Annotated in this window: 21 protein-coding genes; 12 read left to right on the plus strand and 9 right to left on the minus strand. The window is 61.9% G+C overall.

Annotated features, from left to right (window positions below):
• Window positions 1-115: 115 nt before the first annotated feature.
• Complete coding sequence (gene asd / locus AC07P1_RS21835; RefSeq protein WP_494697807.1) at window positions 116-994, plus strand: archaetidylserine decarboxylase; 879 nt, start codon at window positions 116-118, stop codon at window positions 992-994.
• Window positions 995-1136: 142 nt separating this feature from the next.
• Here the strand turns inward: asd and AC07P1_RS21840 are convergent, their stop codons facing one another.
• Window positions 1137-2039: a LysR family transcriptional regulator gene (locus AC07P1_RS21840; protein WP_494697808.1), complete on the minus strand. Its 903-nt coding sequence runs from the start codon at window positions 2037-2039 to the stop codon at window positions 1137-1139.
• Between the two features lie 128 nt (window positions 2040-2167).
• Here AC07P1_RS21840 and AC07P1_RS21845 point away from each other — a divergent pair, with 128 nt between their 5' ends.
• Genes AC07P1_RS21845 through AC07P1_RS21855 form a run of 3 tightly spaced genes read left to right on the plus strand, consistent with a single transcriptional unit; the run spans window position 2168 to window position 4219 of the window.
• Entirely contained in the window at window positions 2168-2767 is a 600-nt protein-coding gene (locus tag AC07P1_RS21845; RefSeq protein WP_494697809.1) for an FMN-dependent NADH-azoreductase, read from the plus strand.
• A 45-nt stretch (window positions 2768-2812) separates the two neighbouring features.
• Window positions 2813-3697 carry a pirin family protein gene (locus tag AC07P1_RS21850; protein ID WP_494697810.1) on the plus strand — a complete coding sequence of 295 codons (885 nt, stop codon included), beginning with the start codon at window positions 2813-2815 and terminating at the stop codon, window positions 3695-3697.
• A 57-nt stretch (window positions 3698-3754) separates the two neighbouring features.
• Window positions 3755-4219: a hypothetical protein gene (locus AC07P1_RS21855; protein ID WP_494697811.1), complete on the plus strand. Its 465-nt coding sequence runs from the start codon at window positions 3755-3757 to the stop codon at window positions 4217-4219.
• Here the strand turns inward: AC07P1_RS21855 and AC07P1_RS21860 are convergent.
• From AC07P1_RS21860 to AC07P1_RS21875, 4 genes are read right to left on the minus strand one after another with little or no spacing between them, the layout of a single operon-like run.
• Complete coding sequence (locus AC07P1_RS21860) at window positions 4216-5376, minus strand: acyltransferase family protein (RefSeq protein ID WP_494697812.1); 1161 nt, start codon at window positions 5374-5376, stop codon at window positions 4216-4218. The genes AC07P1_RS21855 and AC07P1_RS21860 overlap by 4 nt on opposite strands.
• A 37-nt stretch (window positions 5377-5413) precedes the next feature.
• Window positions 5414-5704 carry a hypothetical protein gene (locus AC07P1_RS21865; RefSeq protein ID WP_494697813.1) on the minus strand — a complete coding sequence of 97 codons (291 nt, stop codon included), beginning with the start codon at window positions 5702-5704 and terminating at the stop codon, window positions 5414-5416.
• On the minus strand, window positions 5704-6336 hold the full coding sequence (locus AC07P1_RS21870) for a DUF1906 domain-containing protein (protein ID WP_494697814.1): 633 nt from the start codon (window positions 6334-6336) through the stop codon (window positions 5704-5706). Before AC07P1_RS21870 ends, AC07P1_RS21865 begins: the two co-directional genes overlap by 1 nt.
• Before the next feature lie 34 nt (window positions 6337-6370).
• A complete protein-coding gene (locus tag AC07P1_RS21875) occupies window positions 6371-6526 on the minus strand; it encodes a hypothetical protein (RefSeq protein WP_363506043.1) in 156 nt (51 codons plus the stop codon).
• 392 nt (window positions 6527-6918) lie between these two features.
• Between AC07P1_RS21875 and AC07P1_RS21880 the strand changes: the two genes are divergently transcribed.
• The 3 genes from AC07P1_RS21880 to AC07P1_RS21890 all read left to right on the plus strand — a co-directional run bounded on the left by AC07P1_RS21880 (window position 6919) and on the right by AC07P1_RS21890 (window position 11583).
• Window positions 6919-10188, plus strand: coding sequence for an nSTAND1 domain-containing NTPase (locus AC07P1_RS21880; RefSeq protein ID WP_494697815.1), 3270 nt, complete (start codon window positions 6919-6921; stop codon window positions 10186-10188).
• Complete coding sequence (locus AC07P1_RS21885; RefSeq protein ID WP_494697816.1) at window positions 10185-10559, plus strand: DP-EP family protein; 375 nt, start codon at window positions 10185-10187, stop codon at window positions 10557-10559. Before AC07P1_RS21880 ends, AC07P1_RS21885 begins: the two co-directional genes overlap by 4 nt.
• Before the next feature lie 64 nt (window positions 10560-10623).
• Window positions 10624-11583 carry a M14 family metallopeptidase gene (locus tag AC07P1_RS21890; RefSeq protein WP_494697817.1) on the plus strand — a complete coding sequence of 320 codons (960 nt, stop codon included), beginning with the start codon at window positions 10624-10626 and terminating at the stop codon, window positions 11581-11583.
• 9 nt (window positions 11584-11592) lie between these two features.
• Here the strand turns inward: AC07P1_RS21890 and sugE are convergent, their stop codons facing one another.
• Window positions 11593-11910: a quaternary ammonium compound efflux SMR transporter SugE gene (gene sugE, locus AC07P1_RS21895; protein WP_315212634.1), complete on the minus strand. Its 318-nt coding sequence runs from the start codon at window positions 11908-11910 to the stop codon at window positions 11593-11595.
• A 108-nt stretch (window positions 11911-12018) separates the two neighbouring features.
• On the opposite strand from sugE, the gene AC07P1_RS21900 reads away from it, so the two are divergent.
• Both AC07P1_RS21900 and AC07P1_RS21905 read left to right on the plus strand, forming a co-directional pair.
• A complete protein-coding gene (locus tag AC07P1_RS21900) occupies window positions 12019-12378 on the plus strand; it encodes a DUF1304 domain-containing protein (RefSeq protein WP_494697818.1) in 360 nt (119 codons plus the stop codon).
• A gap of 88 nt (window positions 12379-12466) precedes the next feature.
• Window positions 12467-13087 (plus strand): winged helix-turn-helix domain-containing protein, encoded by a 621-nt coding sequence (locus tag AC07P1_RS21905; protein ID WP_494697819.1) that lies wholly within the window; start codon window positions 12467-12469, stop codon window positions 13085-13087.
• Between the two features lie 59 nt (window positions 13088-13146).
• Here AC07P1_RS21905 and AC07P1_RS21910 read toward each other — a convergent pair whose 3' ends face one another.
• Window positions 13147-13638, minus strand: a complete 492-nt coding sequence (locus AC07P1_RS21910) for a DUF2306 domain-containing protein (RefSeq protein ID WP_494697820.1) — start codon at window positions 13636-13638, stop codon at window positions 13147-13149.
• 107 nt (window positions 13639-13745) lie between these two features.
• Window positions 13746-14807, minus strand: coding sequence for a hypothetical protein (locus AC07P1_RS21915; RefSeq protein WP_494697821.1), 1062 nt, complete (start codon window positions 14805-14807; stop codon window positions 13746-13748).
• Window positions 14808-14981: 174 nt separating this feature from the next.
• Here AC07P1_RS21915 and AC07P1_RS21920 point away from each other — a divergent pair, with 174 nt between their 5' ends.
• Complete coding sequence (locus AC07P1_RS21920) at window positions 14982-15272, plus strand: ArsR/SmtB family transcription factor (protein WP_494697822.1); 291 nt, start codon at window positions 14982-14984, stop codon at window positions 15270-15272.
• Between the two features lie 9 nt (window positions 15273-15281).
• Window positions 15282-16340, plus strand: a complete 1059-nt coding sequence (locus tag AC07P1_RS21925) for an alkene reductase (protein ID WP_494697823.1) — start codon at window positions 15282-15284, stop codon at window positions 16338-16340.
• Between the two features lie 177 nt (window positions 16341-16517).
• On the opposite strand, the gene AC07P1_RS21930 is transcribed toward AC07P1_RS21925, so the two are convergent.
• Window positions 16518-17480: an MBL fold metallo-hydrolase gene (locus AC07P1_RS21930; RefSeq protein WP_494697824.1), complete on the minus strand. Its 963-nt coding sequence runs from the start codon at window positions 17478-17480 to the stop codon at window positions 16518-16520.
• Window positions 17481-17644: 164 nt separating this feature from the next.
• Here AC07P1_RS21930 and AC07P1_RS21935 point away from each other — a divergent pair, with 164 nt between their 5' ends.
• Window positions 17645-18937: a sigma-70 family RNA polymerase sigma factor gene (locus AC07P1_RS21935; RefSeq protein WP_494697825.1), complete on the plus strand. Its 1293-nt coding sequence runs from the start codon at window positions 17645-17647 to the stop codon at window positions 18935-18937.
• The last annotated feature ends 69 nt before the right edge of the window (window positions 18938-19006 follow it).

Below are 19006 nucleotides of genomic sequence, written 5' to 3' on the forward strand. Positions count from 1 at the left end.
TTCCTTAATCCAAGATAACTTGAGACCGTTTTAGAGAAATTTCATAATCATATGTCGTGAAAAAATGAATGGGCGCGAATCGGCAGGAGCTGGTAGCGCCGATCCGGGCGCTATAATGCTCGATCGCTATTTTGTATGGATTCCCATCGTGTCCGACCGTCTTGCCGTACTGCCGCAATATCTGCTTCCCAAGGGAGCGTTGACCAACTTCGCCGGCCGCGTGGCCGGGGCCAAGGGCGGCGCCATGACCACGCGCCTGATCCGCTGGTTCGTCGGCAAATACAACGTCAATATGGATGAGGCGCTCAATCCGGACATCGCCAGCTATTCCAGCTTCAACGAGTTTTTCACCCGTGCGCTGCGCCCGGACGCGCGCCCGCTCGCCAACGCCGACTTCATCTGTCCGGTCGATGGCCGCATCAGCCAGTTCGGCGCCATCGACGATGACCAGATCTTCCAGGCCAAAGGCCATAAATTCAGCACCACCGCGCTGGTCGGCGGCGACGCCGCGCTGGCCGCCAAATTCCAGCATGGCAGCTTCGCCAACTTGTACCTGAGTCCGCGCGACTACCACCGCATCCACATGCCGTGCGACGGCAAGCTCACGCGCATGATCTACATCCCGGGCGAGCTGTTCTCGGTCAATCCGACCACCGCGCGCGGCATTCCGGGGCTGTTCGCCCGAAACGAGCGCGTCGTGTGCGTGTTCGACACCGCCAACGGCCCGTTCGTCATGACCCTCGTTGGCGCCACCATTGTTGGTAGCATGGCCACGGTTTGGCACGGCGTGGTCAACCCGCCGCGCGCGCCGCAGATTTGCGAGTGGAAGTACGACGAGCAGAACATCGTGCTGAAGAAAGGCGATGAGCTGGGCAGGTTCCTGCTGGGGTCGACCGTGGTGATGCTGTTCCCGAAGGACACGATGAGCTTCAACCCCGCGTGGCAGCCGGCCGGGCCGGTCAAGTTGGGCGAGATGATGGCCGATTTGAAGTGATCGCCGGCGCGGAGATGGCGGATTACGCTTCGCTAATCCGCCCTACGTGTTTCCGATTGCCCTCAAGCTTTAACTGATCAACGGAGACACGTAGGGCGGATTAGGCGAAGCCGTAATCCGCCATTGCATGCGCGGCCAGCGACTAAGCCAGCTGCCGGTCGAACGCCTCCTCCAGCATATCCAGGAACACCCGGGTCTTGGCCGGCATCAAGCGCCGGCCCGGGAACACCGCCCACCCCGTCACCTCGGGGAACGACCATTCCGGCAACACCCGCACCAACGTCCCCGCCTTCAAAAACGGCGCCGCGATCGCCTCGGTCGAGACGCCGATGCCCACCCCGTTGCTAGCCATGCGCACGATCATCTCCGGCGAATTGCCCAACAACCTGACCGGCAAATCGCGCTCCCAGCGCACTTTGGCGCGCAACAGCGTCCACCGGATCAAGCCGTTCACCCTCGGCGGCAAGCTCAGCAAATCATGCTTGAACAAATCGTCCGGGTGCTCCGGCAGGCCGCGCAAGCTAGTATACGCGGGCGAGGCATACAGCGCCAGCGAGCTGAAGGTGATGCGCCGCGCGGCCAGCGAAGCGTCGTCCGGCAGATTACCCATGCGGATGGCCAGATCGAAATTCTCGGCAACCAGATCCACCCGGCGCGGAGATAAATCGAGTTCGAGCGAGATGGCCGGATAGCGGTGCATGAACCGGGCCAGCATTTCGTTGACACTAACGCTGGCGAAGTCCGCCGGCATCGACACCCGCAGCAAGCCGCTCGGCGCGCCCTGCCGGTGCTGCGCCAGCGCGCCGGCCGCTTCGGTTTCATCGGCCACCTTGCGCGCGTGCTCCAGCAGGCTGGCGCCGAACTCGGTCAACACCAGCTTGCGCGTGGTGCGCTGAAGCAGGCGCTCGCCCAGATGCGCCTCCAGCAGCGAAATCCGGCGCGACACCGTCGACTTCGGTAGCTGCACCCGCTCCGCCGCCAGACTGAAGCTGCCGCACTCGACGATGCGGGCGAATAACAGCAGGTCGCCAGGATCTATCTCCACACTACCCTCCTCGATTGTTCCACCAATGGACTAATGTTATCCATTTTAACGGCTTCCGCATTGGTTTTGAAACGATTAAAGTAACTCCATCGCAGCAAAACAAACAACCCACATACAGGAGCAACACCATGAACATCTTGCAAATCAACTCCAGCGCCCGCAGCACCGGTTCCGAATCGACCCGCATGGCCGACAGCATCGTCGCCAAACTGCAAGCCGGCAATCCCGGCGCGACCGTGGTCCGCCGCGATCTGGCAGCCAATCCGCACCCGGTGCTGGACGAGCCGACCCTGCAAGCGCTGTTCACCCCGGCCGACCAGCGCAGCGCCGAACAAGCCGCCCGCGTGGCTCTGGACGACGCCCTGATCGCCCAGGTGCAAGCGGCCGACGCCATCGTCATCGGCTCGCCGATGTACAACTTCGGCGTGACCGTGCAGCTGAAATCGTGGTTCGACGCGATCGCCCGTGCCGGCGTGACGTTCAAGTACGGCCCGACCGGCCCGGTCGGCCTGCTGACCGGCAAAAAAGTCTACGTCGCCGTGGCGCGTGGCGGCATGCACAAGGACGCTCCCAGCGACATCCAGCTGGCGCACCTGAAGACTTTCCTGGGCTTTGTCGGCCTGACCGACGTCCAGTTCTTCTTCGCCGAGGGCATGGGCATGGGTCCTGACGCGGTGGCCAAGGCGCAAGCCCAGGCTGACGCCGACATCAACGCGGTACTGGTATAAATTCATCGATCGCGCCGGGTGGCGCGGTCGGCAAAGGAGAGAGTCATGAACAACGTAACTAGCGATCGCGTACAACAAGAACGCACAGTGGAACGCATCATCACCGGCCAGGCCGTGTCCGATGGCGCCGGCGTCAAGATCAACCGCGTCTTGACCCAGCCCCTGCAGCGCCGCCTCGACCCGTTCCTGATGCTGGACAACTTCGGCAGCGACCAGGCCAGCGATTACCTGGCCGGCTTCCCGAGCCACCCGCATCGCGGCTTCGAGACCGTCACCTACATGCTCGAAGGCCGCATGCGCCACAAGGACAGCAGCGGCAACGAAGGCCTGCTGACCAACGGCGGCGTGCAATGGATGACCGCCGGCCGTGGCGTGATCCACTCGGAAATGCCGGAGCAGGAAGAAGGCATGATGTCGGGATTCCAGCTGTGGCTGAACCTGCCGGCGAAGGACAAGATGCGCGCGCCGTGGTATCGCGACTTCAACGGCGACGAGGTGCCCGTCTTCACCACTGAAAACGGCGCGAAGGTGAAAGTCATCGCCGGCGGCAGCCATGGCGTCGACGGCGCCGTGCAGCGCGAAGTGACCGAGCCGATCTATATTGACGTCGATCTGCCGGCCGGCGCCTCGTTCAGCCAGACGCTGCCGGAAGGCCACAACGCCTTCATCTTCGCGTATCGCGGTTCGGTGCGCGTGGGCGACAAGGATGTGGCGTCGGGCAAGATGGCGATCCTGGCCAACACGGCGGGCGCCGACGGCGTGAGCATCCATGCGACCGACGCCAGCCGTTTCATCCTGGTGGCCGGCAAGCCGCTGAACGAGCCGATCGCGCAATACGGCCCGTTCGTGATGAACACGCAGGCCGAGATCTTCGCCGCCGTCGAGGACTTCCGCGCCGGCAAACTGGGTGAGGAAGCCCAGGTCGTCTAAATAACGTAGGGCGGATTAGGCGGCACGCCGTAATCGGCCCTACGTTAAAATGCTGCCATGATCCCCACTATTCTCAAATGGTTACGCTATCTCAGCCACATCCTTGGCTTCGAGACGGCCGATTCCTTCCCGCCAGGCCACCCGTACGAACGCACGCGCTGGAACGGCGCCTATTTCGACATCGCCTCGGACGTCAAACCCGACCAGATCGAAAGCCGCCTGTGCGACGCCATCAGCAACACACCGCTGGTGTTCGGCTATATCACCAATCCCACGCCGCGCATGCAGCGCACCCTGCTGGCGATGCTGGAAGAGCGCATGCGCAACAACCGTGGCCGCGCCAGCGAACTGGCCGTTTTGCTGGTCAACGCTTACGACAGCCCGCACATCACCGAAGTCATCCCCGGCCTGCGCGCGGCCATCGCCGGCACGCGTCAGGACGACATGGGCGAGCGCGCCCGTAGCGTCATGGCCTTCCTTGGATCGACGCAATCGCCGTTCGACGTGATCGAGATGAACTAGGCGGTGAGCGCTTCCGGCGCCGCCTTCGGCCTGGCGAAATTGCCTGGAACGAAACGGTCGCGCAATTTCATGAACGGCGTCTCCACCAGCAGGAACAGCAGCCAGCCGACCAGGATACTGGCCAGGCTCATGATGGCGATCGCCTGCCACGTGTCCGGCCCCCAGCCGTAACCGCGCAACGGCACGCGCAACAGCACGCACAGCTGCTTGTGCGTCAGGTAAATCGCATACGACCACAACGCGATGCTGGCCGCCCCCGGCACGCGCCAGCGCTGCAGCAGCGATCCGGGACTCAGCGCCGCGATCAGCAACAAGGTGAAGCCCACGCCCAGCATCGGGTAACCGATCACCGTCATCATGTAGCCGTAGTGATCCTCCAGGAACATCGACCAGGTCAGCGCCAGCACGCCGGCGCCCGCAACCAGCGCCCAGTTGCCGCGCGACGTGATGACCTTCCATGCGCCAGCGTGGTAGTTTTTCACCAGCGCCACCGCCACGCCGAACACCAGTTCGTCGAAGCGGCACCACGAGGCGTAGTAGATATTGGTGTAGTAATAGAGGCCGCCGACGCCCGCCTGCTCGTTCCACAAATAGCCACGTACCGCCATGCCGGCCAGCAGGCTGCCGATCACCGCCACCCACGCCCACAGCAGGGACTTACGGCAAGCGGCAATCAATAACGCGACCGCCGGCAACAGCACGTAGAACTGCTCCTCCACGCACAACGACCATGCGTGGGAAAAGGCCGTTCCCGGCGTCAGCTGAATATTTTGCGTGAAAGTGAGGAACTTCCACAGCGGCGGCAACACGGCGTCGCCGCGCCAATACGGCCACAAGGCGTACAGCGCCAGCACGAAGTAAAAATTCGGCAGCGTGCGCAGGAAGCGGCGAGCGTAAAAGCGCGGCAACGAAAACCGCTCAGGCCCGGTCTGCTGGCGCCGTATTCCCGACAGGATCTGGTTGCCGATCAAATAACCGCTCAGCGCAAAGAACAGGTCCACGCCTGCCCAGCCGATCTCGCTCATCCAGCCGAAGGTCGGGCGGAAGCTGACAAAGATCATATAGTGGTTCATGAACACCAGAACGATCGCAAGCGCGCGCAAGGTGTCGAGCCCGGAATTGCGGCCGTGGTCGCGGCCAGTAAGCTGAAGATTCATGCCCCGCATCTTACAGCGCCGCGCCGTTTTCCCAAAGTTAGGGCGAGATCACCATGACCAACGCCTGATCGGCCAGGGTCAGCACGGCGGTGCAATCCTCGGCGATCGCGTAGTTCTGGCTGTGCGTCGAATAATAATTGGTCGCGCCCAGGCAAATGCAATCAATCGCCGCGCTGATGCGCGTGCTGATGGTGTACGCCGGCAGCATCAGATCCGGCGCGGTGACGAACTTAAGCACCACGTCCTGCCCGGTGTTGTTCAGGAAGACGGTCTTGGACGGCTTGACGGTCTTGAGTGTTGGTACTTCGGTAAATTGTATGGTCGCCACTACAGCACCCTGAATAAACCGGTTGGCAGGCCGTCGTTGCTACGGGCCAGGTCGACATGGATTTTTTTGCCGTCATCCACGGGCAATATGCTCGGGGAGAGTTGCCTGAGATTGTAGCCCCCGCCCACCACCGCCTCCCGCTCCGATGGCGCTAGCCAGCTCAACGACGCCAAGCCGTTGGCCACAATCGCCTGGCAACTGGCGGCGGACCCGTAGATGCCGATCTGATAACGCGGCTCGCCCGGCCGCGCCGCGTTGAACGCCTGATTGACGCCTTCGAAATAGCGCGTGATCGGACCGGCGATATCCTCGGCGGTGGGATGGCAGTCGACCTCGAAGTAAATTGCCGAACCCGACGGCTGCGTAATGACCGATTGCGCCATCAGATACGCGGCGGCGCCGTCCGCCAATCCTTGCGCCCTGCTGAACGAATGCAAATGCGCGCCGATGGTCTCCCAGACCACGCCGATCTGGATGCCAGCGTCGGTCAGCGCCCTGGCCTCGGCCAGCGACAAGTTCTTGCCGGCCTGATGACTGTAGTAGCGGATCGCAAAATCGATTCCCTGTTGCTTAATTGGTATCGCGTGCTGGGTCAGCTCGAACGGCGCTTTCACACCGGTTAAAACAACCATGGGACCTCCGTGGGGTGCAGGGTGATGTCGGAATTCATGTTCTTTGGGCCGGCTCGGCGACTTCGATGCTGACCTGATAACCGTCGTCCGGCACCAGGATGCGCAAGGGATTTTGCTGGCCTTCGACCTCGTAATAATCACTCAGCCGATTGCGCAAACGCGCCAACTGGACTGCGGCGGCCAGATCCATTCCAAAACCGGAACCCGACCTTGGACGGTTGCCGGGAGTGATCGCCGCATTCCCAGCTTGATACTTTTGGTTACAAATATCCCGGACCAAACGGTCTAGTAGCGCGCAGCAACGCTGTGACGCGGCGAAGGTGCGACTGACCGCAATACGGCGCAGCTCTGCACGCACATCGTCCGGATGGGGAGCGAATGCGGCGCCGGCGTAGCCGCCGCGCGAAGACACAACAGTGAGAGCAGAATGTTTAATAGTTTCCCCAGCCTAATGTTAATATTCACTAAAGGTACAGATTTGAAGCAACTGTACTCATTAGCTATACAAATGGCCTTCTGGAAACCTTCGGATTGCTAACTCGTTGATTTAAAAGTTGTTATTCATAGGCGAAGAAGGTTAGTGTGAACCGTAAAAGCTTCCGTTTTGGCCAGTGGCGCGTCGATCCGGCCACCAACACGCTTAGTTTTGGTGTGCTCAGCAGGCAACTGGAGCCACGCGCCATGGATGTTTTGTTACATTTCTGTGCGCATCCACACGACGTCATCTCCGCCGACACACTGCTGGACGCGTGCTGGGGCGACACGCCGGCGAGCGACAACGCGGTCCACAAAATCATCACCCAACTGCGCCGGGCGCTCGACGACTCGGCCGCCGAGCCGCGCTATATCGAAACTATTCGTAAGCGTGGTTACCGCCTGCTGGCCGAGCTCAGCTACGACGACGACGTCAGCAACGGCAGTTGGCTGCACGCCTCCCCGTTCCGGGGACTGGAACCTTTCGAGGAACAACACGCGGCCATCTTCTTCGGCCGCAAGCTCAGCGTCGACCAATTGGTGCAGGTGGTGGTGAGCCAGGTCCAAGCCGCTTGCTCGATGGTGCTGGTGCTCGGACCGTCGGGCGCCGGCAAGACGTCCCTGGTCCAGGCCGGGCTCATTCCCGCGCTCAAGGCGGGCGCCGCGCCGGCGGAATCCGGACTGGCGATCAGCGACCATGTGCAGCTCGATTGCGCCGACATGGGGCAATCTGGTCTGCTGGAAACGCTGGCCAGTGTGCTGCTCGACGCGGAAATCGACGATCGCCTGCTGTTTGAAAACACCAGCGCCGCCACCCTCGCGCAATATATGACGCAGGATTTGCCCGGTTTGATCGAACAGCTCCAAAAGCGGCTGCCAACAATCCGGCTGGCGGTTTTCATCGACCGTTTCGAAGCGATCTTCCGCCTGCCACATATTAGTGAGCAAGAGCGCGCCGTCTTCATCAACGTGCTGGACCAACTGGCTCGCTCCGGCTGCGTGCTGTTGGTCTTAGCCTGCCGCAACGATTTCTACCCGCATTTGACTGCCTACCCCGCGCTGATGAGCATGAAACTGCGCGGCGGCCATTTCGACCTGACGCCCCCGGGTAGCGCCGACATCGCGCAGATCATTCGCCATCCTGCGCAGGTGGCGCAGTTGCGCTACACGGTTGACGGGCATGGCGAAAGCTTGGACGAACTGCTGATCAATACAGCAAAGGCCGGGCCGGACACGCTGCCGTTATTGCAATACTGTCTGCAAGAGCTGTATCGTCAGCGCAGTCAAGATGGGGAATTGAGTCATGAGGCTTACCATGACATGGGCGGTCTCGAGGGCGCCATCGGCGCGCGCGCCGAGCAAGTGATTTCCGAGTTGGGCACATCCCAGATCGCCGCCCTACCCCAGCTCTTGTCGCGATTGGTGCTCGTGGCTGAAGACGAATCGACCGTCACCTCGCGCCGCGTGTTGTGGTCGTCATTGAGCAGCGACGATGAGACCAAGCTCGTACAGGCACTGGTTGACGCCCACCTCTTCGTCAGCGATCTACACGCCGGAGCCCCTGCTTTTGGTATTGCCCATGAAGCGCTGCTGCGCCGCTGGCCACGCGTGGTCGCCTGGATCGACGAGCACCGCCAAGCGCTGCAGACCCGTAGCCGCATCAGCGCCCAAGCCAAACGCTGGCAAGACAGCGGCCGCAAGCGCGACATGCTGCTGCCGTCCGGGACCCAGGCAAATCAGGCGCGCCAGTTAATAAAAACAACGGGATTCAGCTTCACCCAACAAGAGCAGGACTTCGTCCAGACCTCCCTGATGGGCGTACGCCGTGGCGAACGGCTGCGACTAGGAATCACGTTTGCAATGGCAACGCTGGCAGTGTTAGCCGTTGGCCTTGGCCTAGCAGCACGCTCGGCCCAAACCCAGGCAGAAACGCACAGGACCGAAGCCGAGGGGCTTATGGGTTATATGCTAGGCGAATTCGTTGAGAAACTGCGCCCGCTAGGAAAGCTGGACTTGCTCGACAGTGTCAGTGTTCGCGCTCTGTCGTATTTATCCGATTCATCGCGCGTCGGCGATAACGAGGCGGCGCTGGCGCAGCGCGCAAAATCACTGCAGCTGATTTCCGAAGTAAGGATCGCGCGCTCCGATCCAGCCGGCGCGAAGACCGCCCTGTTAGCGGGGCGTCAGATTCTGCAGCAACAGCTCCAAGCGAAGCCCATAGACGCTGCCTTGCTAAAAAGTGCTGGAGAAAACGCATTTTGGCTTGGACAGATTCATTATGAACAAAAAGAATGGCCGGAAGCGCGGCGATACTTCGACGAGTATTTGGCATATGCGAACCGCCAATCGGAAGCGTATCCCGACGACGTTAGTGCCTGGATAGAGCAATCCTATGCGCATAACAGCTTGGGCACCTTGGCTTTGCAACGTGGCGATACCCGAAGCGCGGCGAGCGAGTTTGGGTTGTCGGTGGCGCTCAAAACGCGCGCTTACGCCATCACGCCCGATGAAAAGCAACTAGCGGCAGACCTGGCAGACAGCCTTTCCTGGCAAGCCAGCGCCCAAATGCGATTGGGACAACTTGTTCAATCAGAGTCTCTTTACCACCGTGCCCTGGCCACATTGGAATCGCTGCACAAAAGCCATCCAGAAGATACATTGTGGATTGAACAGCTGGCCGGCGTATGGTCGCGTCAGTCCGAGCTGAAACAAGCGCGCGGCGACCTAAGCGGCAGTTTTAAAGATGCAAAAATTGCATTTTCGCTGTCACAAAAAATGGTCGAGAAAGACCCGGGCAATCTGGATTGGCGCCGCAAAATGCATGTTGCTGAACTGCGCGTGATTGATACGGACAACGAACAAAAACCAGCCCAATTATTAAATCGGCTGGAGAGGCTGCTGCAAGCTGTTACCGAAATGAGCAATCTCGAGCCCAAGTCGGTCAACCTGCAAATAACGATAGCGAAACTAAACCAAAGAAAAGCCGCGCTACTGATGCAACAAGGCCAGTTGATGCTCGCTTCACAAAGCTTGCAGCCCACCCTCAATACGCTAACACGACTCAGCTCAACATCTCCGACTGACATAACTATTCGCGACGCGCGGATTGACGCCCTGCTGCTCGCTGCCGATCTGCGCTCCCTGCAAAAGGAATCAGATGGGACTGAACATTGCGAGAGCGTGCGCGCAATACTGGTTCGGTCTATCCCAGGAAGCTCGGATTTCCAACTACTCGCTCCATGGGTTAAAGCTCATGCGTGCCTCAACCAAAACGATCAAGTAAAAACCGTCAAAAAACAACTCGAGGCGATGTCCTATCGCGACGTGTACTACCTGCAGTATTTATCCACCCACCCAGCAAAGAAAGCGACCTCATGATTACATTTCCAGCATCTACTTCGTTCGTCAACATTCTGGTGTTCGTCAAGCCTAGTGCGATTACCCCGGGTAGTTACGACGTTGTGACGGCGCCAGCTGTGCCAGTGATCACTGAAACGGACACGGTCGTCAACTACCAGATTTTCGACACCGATGGGTACGACATTATCTTCACGGGCATGTCCGCTATTCCGGAGAGCAACAATCAACTAAGCACTGCCAGTGTCAGCGTCAGCGGAAAATTGCTGACGTTCAGCGACGCAAACACAGAAAAGATGAACTTGAATATCACTCTCAAATTCCAGGACAGGCTCACGCCAGAGATCGTATTCAGTCACGATCCGCAGATCAGCAACCGTCCACCAGCCTAAACATTTTATTCCTGCCGGCGCCAGTAGAATAGCGTCGGCAGACCTTAGCTGGTATAAATACTGCATGACCCTTACCCAACAATTGCAATTCAAGTCAGTCGAATACGGCGGCCAGCACCCGGGCACGCGCCTGATCGTCACCGGCGCGGTCCACGGCAACGAAACCTGCGGCACCAAGGCCATCCAACGCGTGATGCAGGAACTCGACAGCGGCGCCCTCGTCATCCGTAACGGCGCCGTCACCTTCGTCCCGATCGCCAATCCACTGGCCTACGCCAAAGGCGAACGCTTCGGCGAGCGCAATCTGAACCGCAATCTATTCCCCAACGAGAACCCGCAGGATTTCGAGGACCGCGTCGCCAACTGGCTGTGCCCCCTCCTCGCCCGCCACGACGTGCTGCTCGACCTGCATTCGTTCAAGGCCGCCGGCGAACCGTTCGTCATGGTCGGCCCGCGCAACAACGACGGCCCGCTCGAACCCTTCAAACACGAACAACAGGAACGCGCGATGGCGCGCCGCCTCGGCGTGCGCCGCTTCGTCGACGGCTGGCTGCGCACCTACGGCGCCGGCGTGCAACGCCGCCTGCGCGGCGACAGCCAACTGGAAACCGTCCTGCGCTACGGCATGGGCACCACCGAATACATGCGCAGCACCGGCGGCTATGCCCTGACGCTGGAATGCGGCGAACACACCGATCCGCAAGCGCCCGAAGTCGCCTACCGCGCCATCATGAACACGCTGGCTTTCCTCGGTCTGATCGACGCGCCCTCGCCGCAACCGATCGCCGACGAGGCGATGGAGGCGCTGAGCATGGTCGCCGTCTACGACAAGGTCAGCGCGGACGATACCTTCACCCGCGCCTGGTCAAGCTTCGATCCGGTCCGCAAGGACGAGCAGATCGGCACGCGCGCCGACGGCACGCCGGTGCTGGCCGAGTTCGAAGGCCGCATCCTGTTCCCGGACAGCGCGGCCGGCGCCAACAGCGAGTGGTACTACCTCACCCGCGCCAATCCGGGCTTCTGACGCTTTAGATTAGGTGGTGGTGAGCTTGAGCCCGATGATGCCGCCGACGATCATGGCGATGCACGCGAGCCGCACCGCGCTGGCCGGCTCGTTCAGCGCGACGATGCCGTAGATAACGGTGCCGACCGTGCCGATGCCGGTCCAGATCGCGTAGGCCGTGCCCAGCGGCAGCGTGCGCAACGCCAGACCCAGCATACCTATGCTGCCCAGCATCGCGGTCAAGGTCCACAAGGTCGGCATCAGCTTGGTAAAGCCGTGCGTGTATTTGAGTCCGACCGCCCAGGTGACTTCCAGCAGGCCGGCGATGATGAGGATGATCCAGGTCATTGCTACTCCAGTTCGCGTGAGGCGAAACTATAACAGTTGCAACAAAATTATGCCCACGCCGGTCTTGCCTCGGGGATAATCAGCGCTCAACTATAAAAAGGAGCGACCATGCTTTTACTGGCCCAGATCGTCACCGCCGTCGTGGCACTGATACATATCTATATCGTCCTGCTGGAGACGGCGCTGTTCGAGACGCGCGGGCGCAAGGTCTTCGGCCTGAGCAAGGAAAAGGCCGACATCGTGCGGCCTGCGATGTCCAACCAAGGGTGCTACAACGGTTTTCTGGTCGCCGCGCTGGTGATCGGCTTCGTCCATCCGAACCCGGCGATCGCGTCGGCTTTCACTGTGTTCGGCCTGTGCTGCGTGGCGGTGGCCGGCGTGTGGGGCGGCTTGACGGTCAAGCGCAGCATCCTGCTGATCCAGACGCTGCCGGCGGTGATCGCGCTGGCGCTACATTTCGCCGCCTGAGTCCGATCGGCGCCTCTCTCCAAATGCAGATTGTCATTTCGTTCACAACCGTGGAACAATCGTTGGACACCTGCACCGGGAGACGCTCATGCAACACACCAGTTGTACACCGATCGAACCGGAGCTTGCCTTCGGCCCCTACCGGCTGGCGCCATCCAGCCGAACCCTGTCCAAAAACGGTCAACCGCTACCGCTGAACGGACGCGCCTTCGACCTGTTGCTGGCCCTGGTCGAGCGGGCTGGGGAAGTCGTCAGCAAGGAAGAACTGATCGCCCGCGTCTGGCCCAGCACGGTCGTTGAGGAAAACAATCTGCGCGTGCATGTTGGCACCTTGCGCAAGGCGCTCTCCGACGACCCGAACGGCCTTCGGTATATTGAGAACGTCGTGGGCCGGGGATACAGTTTTGTCGCGCCAGTGACCCTTTCCGTCCACGCCGCCATGATGCAGCGTAACCCGATGCTTCCACAGCCGCCGCGCGACATTCTCGGACGCGACCCAACCCTCAAACAACTGACGACGCTCTGCCACCAGCATCGGTGCGTCACCATCGTCGGTGCGGGCGGCAGCGGCAACAGCACAGTCGCGCTGATGGTAGCTGAGGCGCTGACGCCGATCTTCGGCACACGTATCTACTTTGCAGACATCGCCCCAATCACCGACGACCGAAAAACTCGCCGCCGCCGAGGCCACGGCGTGCGGCGGCGATGACATCCTCTCACTACTGCAGTCCATGAGGGTTTGAGCGAGGTCCGCGCACCGCCTGGTCTTCAAGCCGCCGCCGCGCCGCCGAACGGTTTGCGGGCGAGCTGATTCAGCCGGCGCACCTGCAAGGTCGCGCCGATGACGAACAGCATGAACATCGCGCCGGTGATGACCTTGAGCTCGGGCGCCTCCGCGTTCGGCAGGATCGGCGCGCCCATCGGCACGCGGGTCAAGGTTTCGGTCACGGCGGGAATCATGTGGAAGAAGAACGTCAGCGACAGCAGCACCGTTTGCAGCGCCGGTCTGGCGGCAACCTTCCACGCCACCGCCAGCACCAGCAAAGTAATCACGCCGAGCGCGTGCGGCTTGCCGAAGCCGCCATGCTGGAAGATGCCGAAGCCGGTCAGGCAGGTCAGGATCGTCATGACCAGATAGGTTTTGCCGGCACCGTTGCCCAGGTCGATGCGCTTGTCGCGCACGAAGCCGACGATGCCGGCGCCGACGGCGACCAGGCTGATGAGGGTATGGATAACGCCGAGTGTGGTCAGGCCGAACATGATGTACTCCTTCGTCGCGGGGATCGGGGGTAGGAGCATGTTAGGCGCGCGGCATCGGGCGGGGCGAGTAAAACAATATAAAACAGTATAAAGAGGTGAACCGGTAGTCAGCTCCCCAGCGGAGGCTTGACGACCGACATGCTCGGCAGCGCGATGGTCTGCACCACCACCGGCGTGGTTTCGGTCTGCGGCCGCGAGCCGCTGCCGCGCAGCGCCAGCAACCAGCCGATACCGTCGAACCAGAACGGCGCGCCCAGCGACGAGGCGAAGGCGGTGACGATCCAGCCCATCAACGCGAACGCCAACGCGGCCAAGAAGGCGCCGACGCCCTTGCCGGCGGCGGCGTCAAAGCGCGCCGACGGCCAGCCGATCGGCAGCTTTTCCACCATCTGCCATTCTTTTTTGGCGATGGCGGCCCGTTCCATCGGCGTGGCGGCCGGCGCGTCGGCGACCGGCGCCGCCGGCGGCTTCACGCGGCCGCTGGCGACATCGTCTGCGCCCTGCTGCGCCAGTTGGGCGGCCACCTGGTCGTCGCCCCACAGACGCTTGCTCAACTCGATCGCGTCGATATTCATCGAGGCGGCATAGAACAGACCGACGCAAAACAGCACCAGCTGCGAGCGCCGCTTGTACCAGCCGGTGATGCGCTCCATCACGGTTTCGTACCAGATGCGCACGGCGTTTTCGAGCGCCGCCACGTCGTCCGGCCCCTCCCCCATGATCGCCAGCAAGGTGCGGGTCAGGCCTTCGTTGCCGACGTGGGCCAGTAGCATGGCCGCCGTTTGCGTCTTGCCGTATTTGGACGTCAGGGTCGACACGAAGGCGCGCGCGAAAATGGTCGACGGGATGTACGACGGCATGCGGCCCTGCTGCGCCATGCCCTGGATCAGCGGATGCTCCATGATGGCGGCCGTCAGCGAACCGGCGCCCAGCTTGTCGAGGCCGAAACCGGTGTCGATGCGCAGCAGCCGCTTGATCGATGGGATAATGCCGCGCAGGCGCGGTTTGCCGGCGGGCTCGTGCAGCATCGTCAGCACACCGTCGAGCAGCACCTTGGCGCGCGTCTGGAACAGCGAGGCGATCGCCTCGCGCGTCGCGCTGCACAGCAGGCTGACGGCCAGGAAGGTGTACGACAAGCCGATGGCCACATCCAGATAATGACTCGACATACAGCCCCCGTTAGAATTTGGTCAATGTTCCAGTAACATAAAGGATTTTTCGGCCGCAAGCCAGCCACAAGCACGAATTTCGCTTATATCGTAAGATACCGATATTGAAATCGGAAAAACACGATACATATATCGTCATAAGACGATTTCATTGTTGACCCAGGTAAACCTCAGATGGACATAGACGCGATACACAAAGCCCTTGCCAACCCGATGCGGCGCCAGATTCTGGCGTGGCTGAAGGACCCGGAGCACTATTTCCCGGAGCAGGCGCACCCGCACAAGTTCGGCGTGTGCGCGGGCCAGATCGACCATCGCGCCGCGCTGTCGCAATCGACCGTATCGGCGCACTTGTCCATTCTGCTCAAGGCCGGCCTGATCACCTCTCACCGGGTCGGGCAATGGAACTACTTTAAACGCGATGAAGCAACCATCCAGGCCTTCATCGACCAAATGACACTATAGGAATTCGACATGCCTAACCTCTTCGACCCGATCACCATCGGCGACCTCACGCTGAAAAACCGCATCATCATGGCACCGCTGACACGTGCCCGCGCCATCGGCGGCGCCCGCGTGCCGAACGCGCTGATGGCCAAATACTACGAGCAGCGCGCCAGCGCCGGCCTGATCCTGAGCGAGGCGACCTCGGTCACGCCGCAGGGTGTGGGCTACGCCAACACCCCGGGCCTGTGGTCGGACGAGCAGGTCGAAGGCTGGAAGGAAGTGACGGCGGCGGTGCACAAGGCCGGCGGCGTGATCTTCGCGCAGCTGTGGCACGTGGGCCGCATCTCCGATCCGGAGCTGCTGAACGGCGAAGCACCGGTGGCGCCAAGCGCGATCGCGGCCGAAGGCCACGTCAGCCTGCTGCGTCCGATGCGCCCGTATTCGGTGCCACGCGCGCTGGAAACGGAAGAACTGGCGGGCATCGTCGCCGCCTACAAGCAAGGCGCGGAAAACGCCAAGAGGGCCGGCTTCGACGGTGTGGAAATCCACGGCGCCAACGGCTACCTGCTGGACCAGTTCCTGCAAGACAAAACCAACCAGCGCACCGACAACTACGGCGGCTCGATCGAAAACCGCGCCCGCCTGATGCTGGAAGTGACCGATGCCTGCATCGAAGTATGGGGTGCCGACCGCGTCGGCATGCACCTGGCGCCGCGCCGCGACTCGCACGACATGGGCGACTCCACTCCGGCGGCCACGTTCGGCTACGTCGCGCGCGAGCTGGGCAAGCGCAAGATCGCCTTCATCTGCGCGCGTGAAGCGGTGGGCGAGGACAGCCTGGGGCCGTTGCTGAAGAAGGAATTCGGCGGCGTCTACATCGCCAACGAAAGCCTGGACAAGCAGAGCGCGCAGAAGTTGCTGGACGCCGGCACGGCCGACGCGGTCGCCTTCGGCAAGGCCTTCATCTCGAATCCGGATTTGCCGCGCCGCCTGCAAAGCGAAGCGCCGCTGAACGAGTGGAAGCCGGAGACGTTCTACGGCCAGGACGGCGTCGGCTACACCGACTACCCAGCCTTGGCGTCGTAATTCGGGTGGGCCGCTGGCGGCTCGTGGCGGATTACGCTACGCTAATCCGCCCTACGTGATCCCCGGCAAATCCGCCGTCTGTCGAGATGACATATACATCAAATCATCCGAGGAGACACGTAGGGCGGATTAGGCGGCACGCCGTAATCCGCCACGAGCCGCCAACGGCCCAAACCATCAACGCGGCTGGGTGTAATTGACCGGCACGTACTGATACCCCTTGCCATGCGCGCGCACGTGGCCCAGTCCCGGGAACGACAGGTGCGCGGCACCAATCAAATATCCTCCCTTGGCGGCGGCGGCGAACGCTTCCTTGCGCTGGGCGATGGCGATCGTGCTGTCGGTGTCGAACTCGATGCCCACGCCCGGATCGTCAAACTGCACGCCCTGCACGTGCAACAAATCCCCCAGCAACACCAGCTTCTGCCCTTTGCTCTCGATCACATACGTGATGTGGCCAGGCGTGTGTCCGCCGTTGAAGTAGGACTTGATCCCCGGCACCAGCTCGGTGTTGGCGACGATGGGCTGGAACTTGCCGGCCTTAACGTACGGATTGATCGACAACATCGCCCCCAGGAAATCGTCCTTGCCTTCCGGCGGCGCTTTGTCCAGATTGGCCTGGCTCAGATAGTAATCCGCGTCGAGCTTGCCCGCGCGGACGATTGCGTTCGGGAACACGCGCTGCTCGTTGCTAGCCAGACCGCCGAGGTGGTCGCCGTGCATGTGCGTGATGTAAATCTCGTCGACCTGCTCCGGCTTGTAGCCGGATGCCTTCAGGTTGCCCAGCAACTGCCCCAAGGTCGGACCGAACAGGCTGGCCGCGCCCGCGTCGATCAGGACCAGCTTGCTGCCGGTGTTGATCAGGAAACCGTTGACCGAGGTTTGAATCGGGCTCTTCTCGAATACCTTGGCCAGCGCCGCGTCGGTCTTGGCCGGCGGCTGCTTGAGCAGCTTGTTGACCGGCAGGTCCAGGGTGCCGTCGTTCAGCACGGTCACTTCGAAGTCGCCCAAGGTGGTGCGATAAAAGCCCGGCGCCTGGAACTTGGCCATCGGCGCGGCGGCTTGGGCAGCCGTTGCCGCGAAAGCGCCGGCGATGGCCACGACGACGGCGGCACGTTGGGTCAAGGTTGTCGAGATCATGGGAGCCCTTTTTTTTGAGAATTATCAGGAACGCTACAATACCTCAAATGCACTATTTTGTGCCGGCCCGTGGTAAATCCGCCCCGCCCGGTCCAAAAAGCCATCGACAAAACACCTGCCGTCGCATATTATGAATAATAATCATTCTCATTTAAACGCAGCCGGTGTCCGTCGATCAGCTTACCTCCAATCCCGTCGAAACCCTCTACCATGATCACCACACGTGGCTGCGCGGCTGGCTCCAGCGCAGGCTGAACAACAGCAGCGACGCCTCCGACCTGGCCCAGGATACCTTCGTCAACGTCATCACCACCGGCTACGCGGGCGACATCCGCGAGCCGCGCCCCTTCCTCGCCACCATCGCCCGCCGCCTGCTGGCCCACCGCCACCGCCGCCACGTGCTGGAGAGCGCTTATCTGGAGGCGCTGGCCGCCCTGCCCGACGCCCACATGCCCGCGCCCGAGCAGCGCCTGATGGCGGTCGAGGCGCTGCAGGAAATCGATCGCGCGCTGGACGGCCTGCCGCCCGCCGTCAAGGAGGCTTTCTTGCTGGCGCAGCTAGAAGGCTTGACCTACGACCAGATCGCCGCGCGCCTGCGGGTGTCGGCCAGCTCGGTCAAGCAATACCTGACGCGCGCCAACCGCCAGGTCTTCGAGGACGTCAGCGCCCGGCTGCGGGACCTGCATGGCGCCGCCGCCTACCGCGCCCTCTCGCCGGTGGCGACCGACCGGCGCAAGACGATGGCGCTGCTGCTGGGCATCGGCATGGCCGGCGCGGCCGGCGCGCTGGCTTTCCGCTCCGAGCCTTGCCAGCGGCTGGCCGCCGACATGCACACCGGCGTCGGCGAGCGCCGCGCGTGGACTTTGTCGGACGGCACGCGCCTGATGCTCAACACCGCCAGCGCGGTCAACGTCGAGGTCGACGAAAGGCGGCGGCTGCTGAAGCTGGTCGCCGGCGAGATCATGATCGTGACCGGCCATGCCGAGGCCGGCGTCGAGCGCCCCTTCCTCGTGCAAACGGCCGACGGCCGCGTGCAAGCGCTGGGTACCGCCTTCACCGTGCGCCGCCATGCCGGCCAAACCGAAGTAAGCGTACAGAAAGGCGCCGTGCAAGCCACGCCCGCAGACGCGCCGCGCGCCGCACGCATGCTGCGCGCCGGTGAGCAAACCACGTTCTCGTCCACCCACATCGAGGCGCCAACGCCGGCCTCCACCGGCAGCGCCGCCTGGACCGCGGGCGCCATCGTCGCGGACAATATGCGCCTCGCGGATTTCCTCGCCGAACTGGGCCGCCACCGCCACGGCGTGCTGCGTTGCGATCCGGCGGTGGCCGATTTGCGCTTCTCCGGCGTGTTTCCGCTCACCGATACCGGCGCGATCCTGTCCATGCTGCCGAACTCCCTGCCCGTCCGCATCAGCTCGCGCACGGCGTATTGGGTCACCGTCGAAAAAAAATAAAACTTTTCCTGCCCGATTTGCTTTCTCGCGGCACCTATCAGGTAAGCACCCCACTTTCACTTACTTGAG

Source organism: Duganella sp. GW821-FHT07F09 (assembly GCF_059418705.1).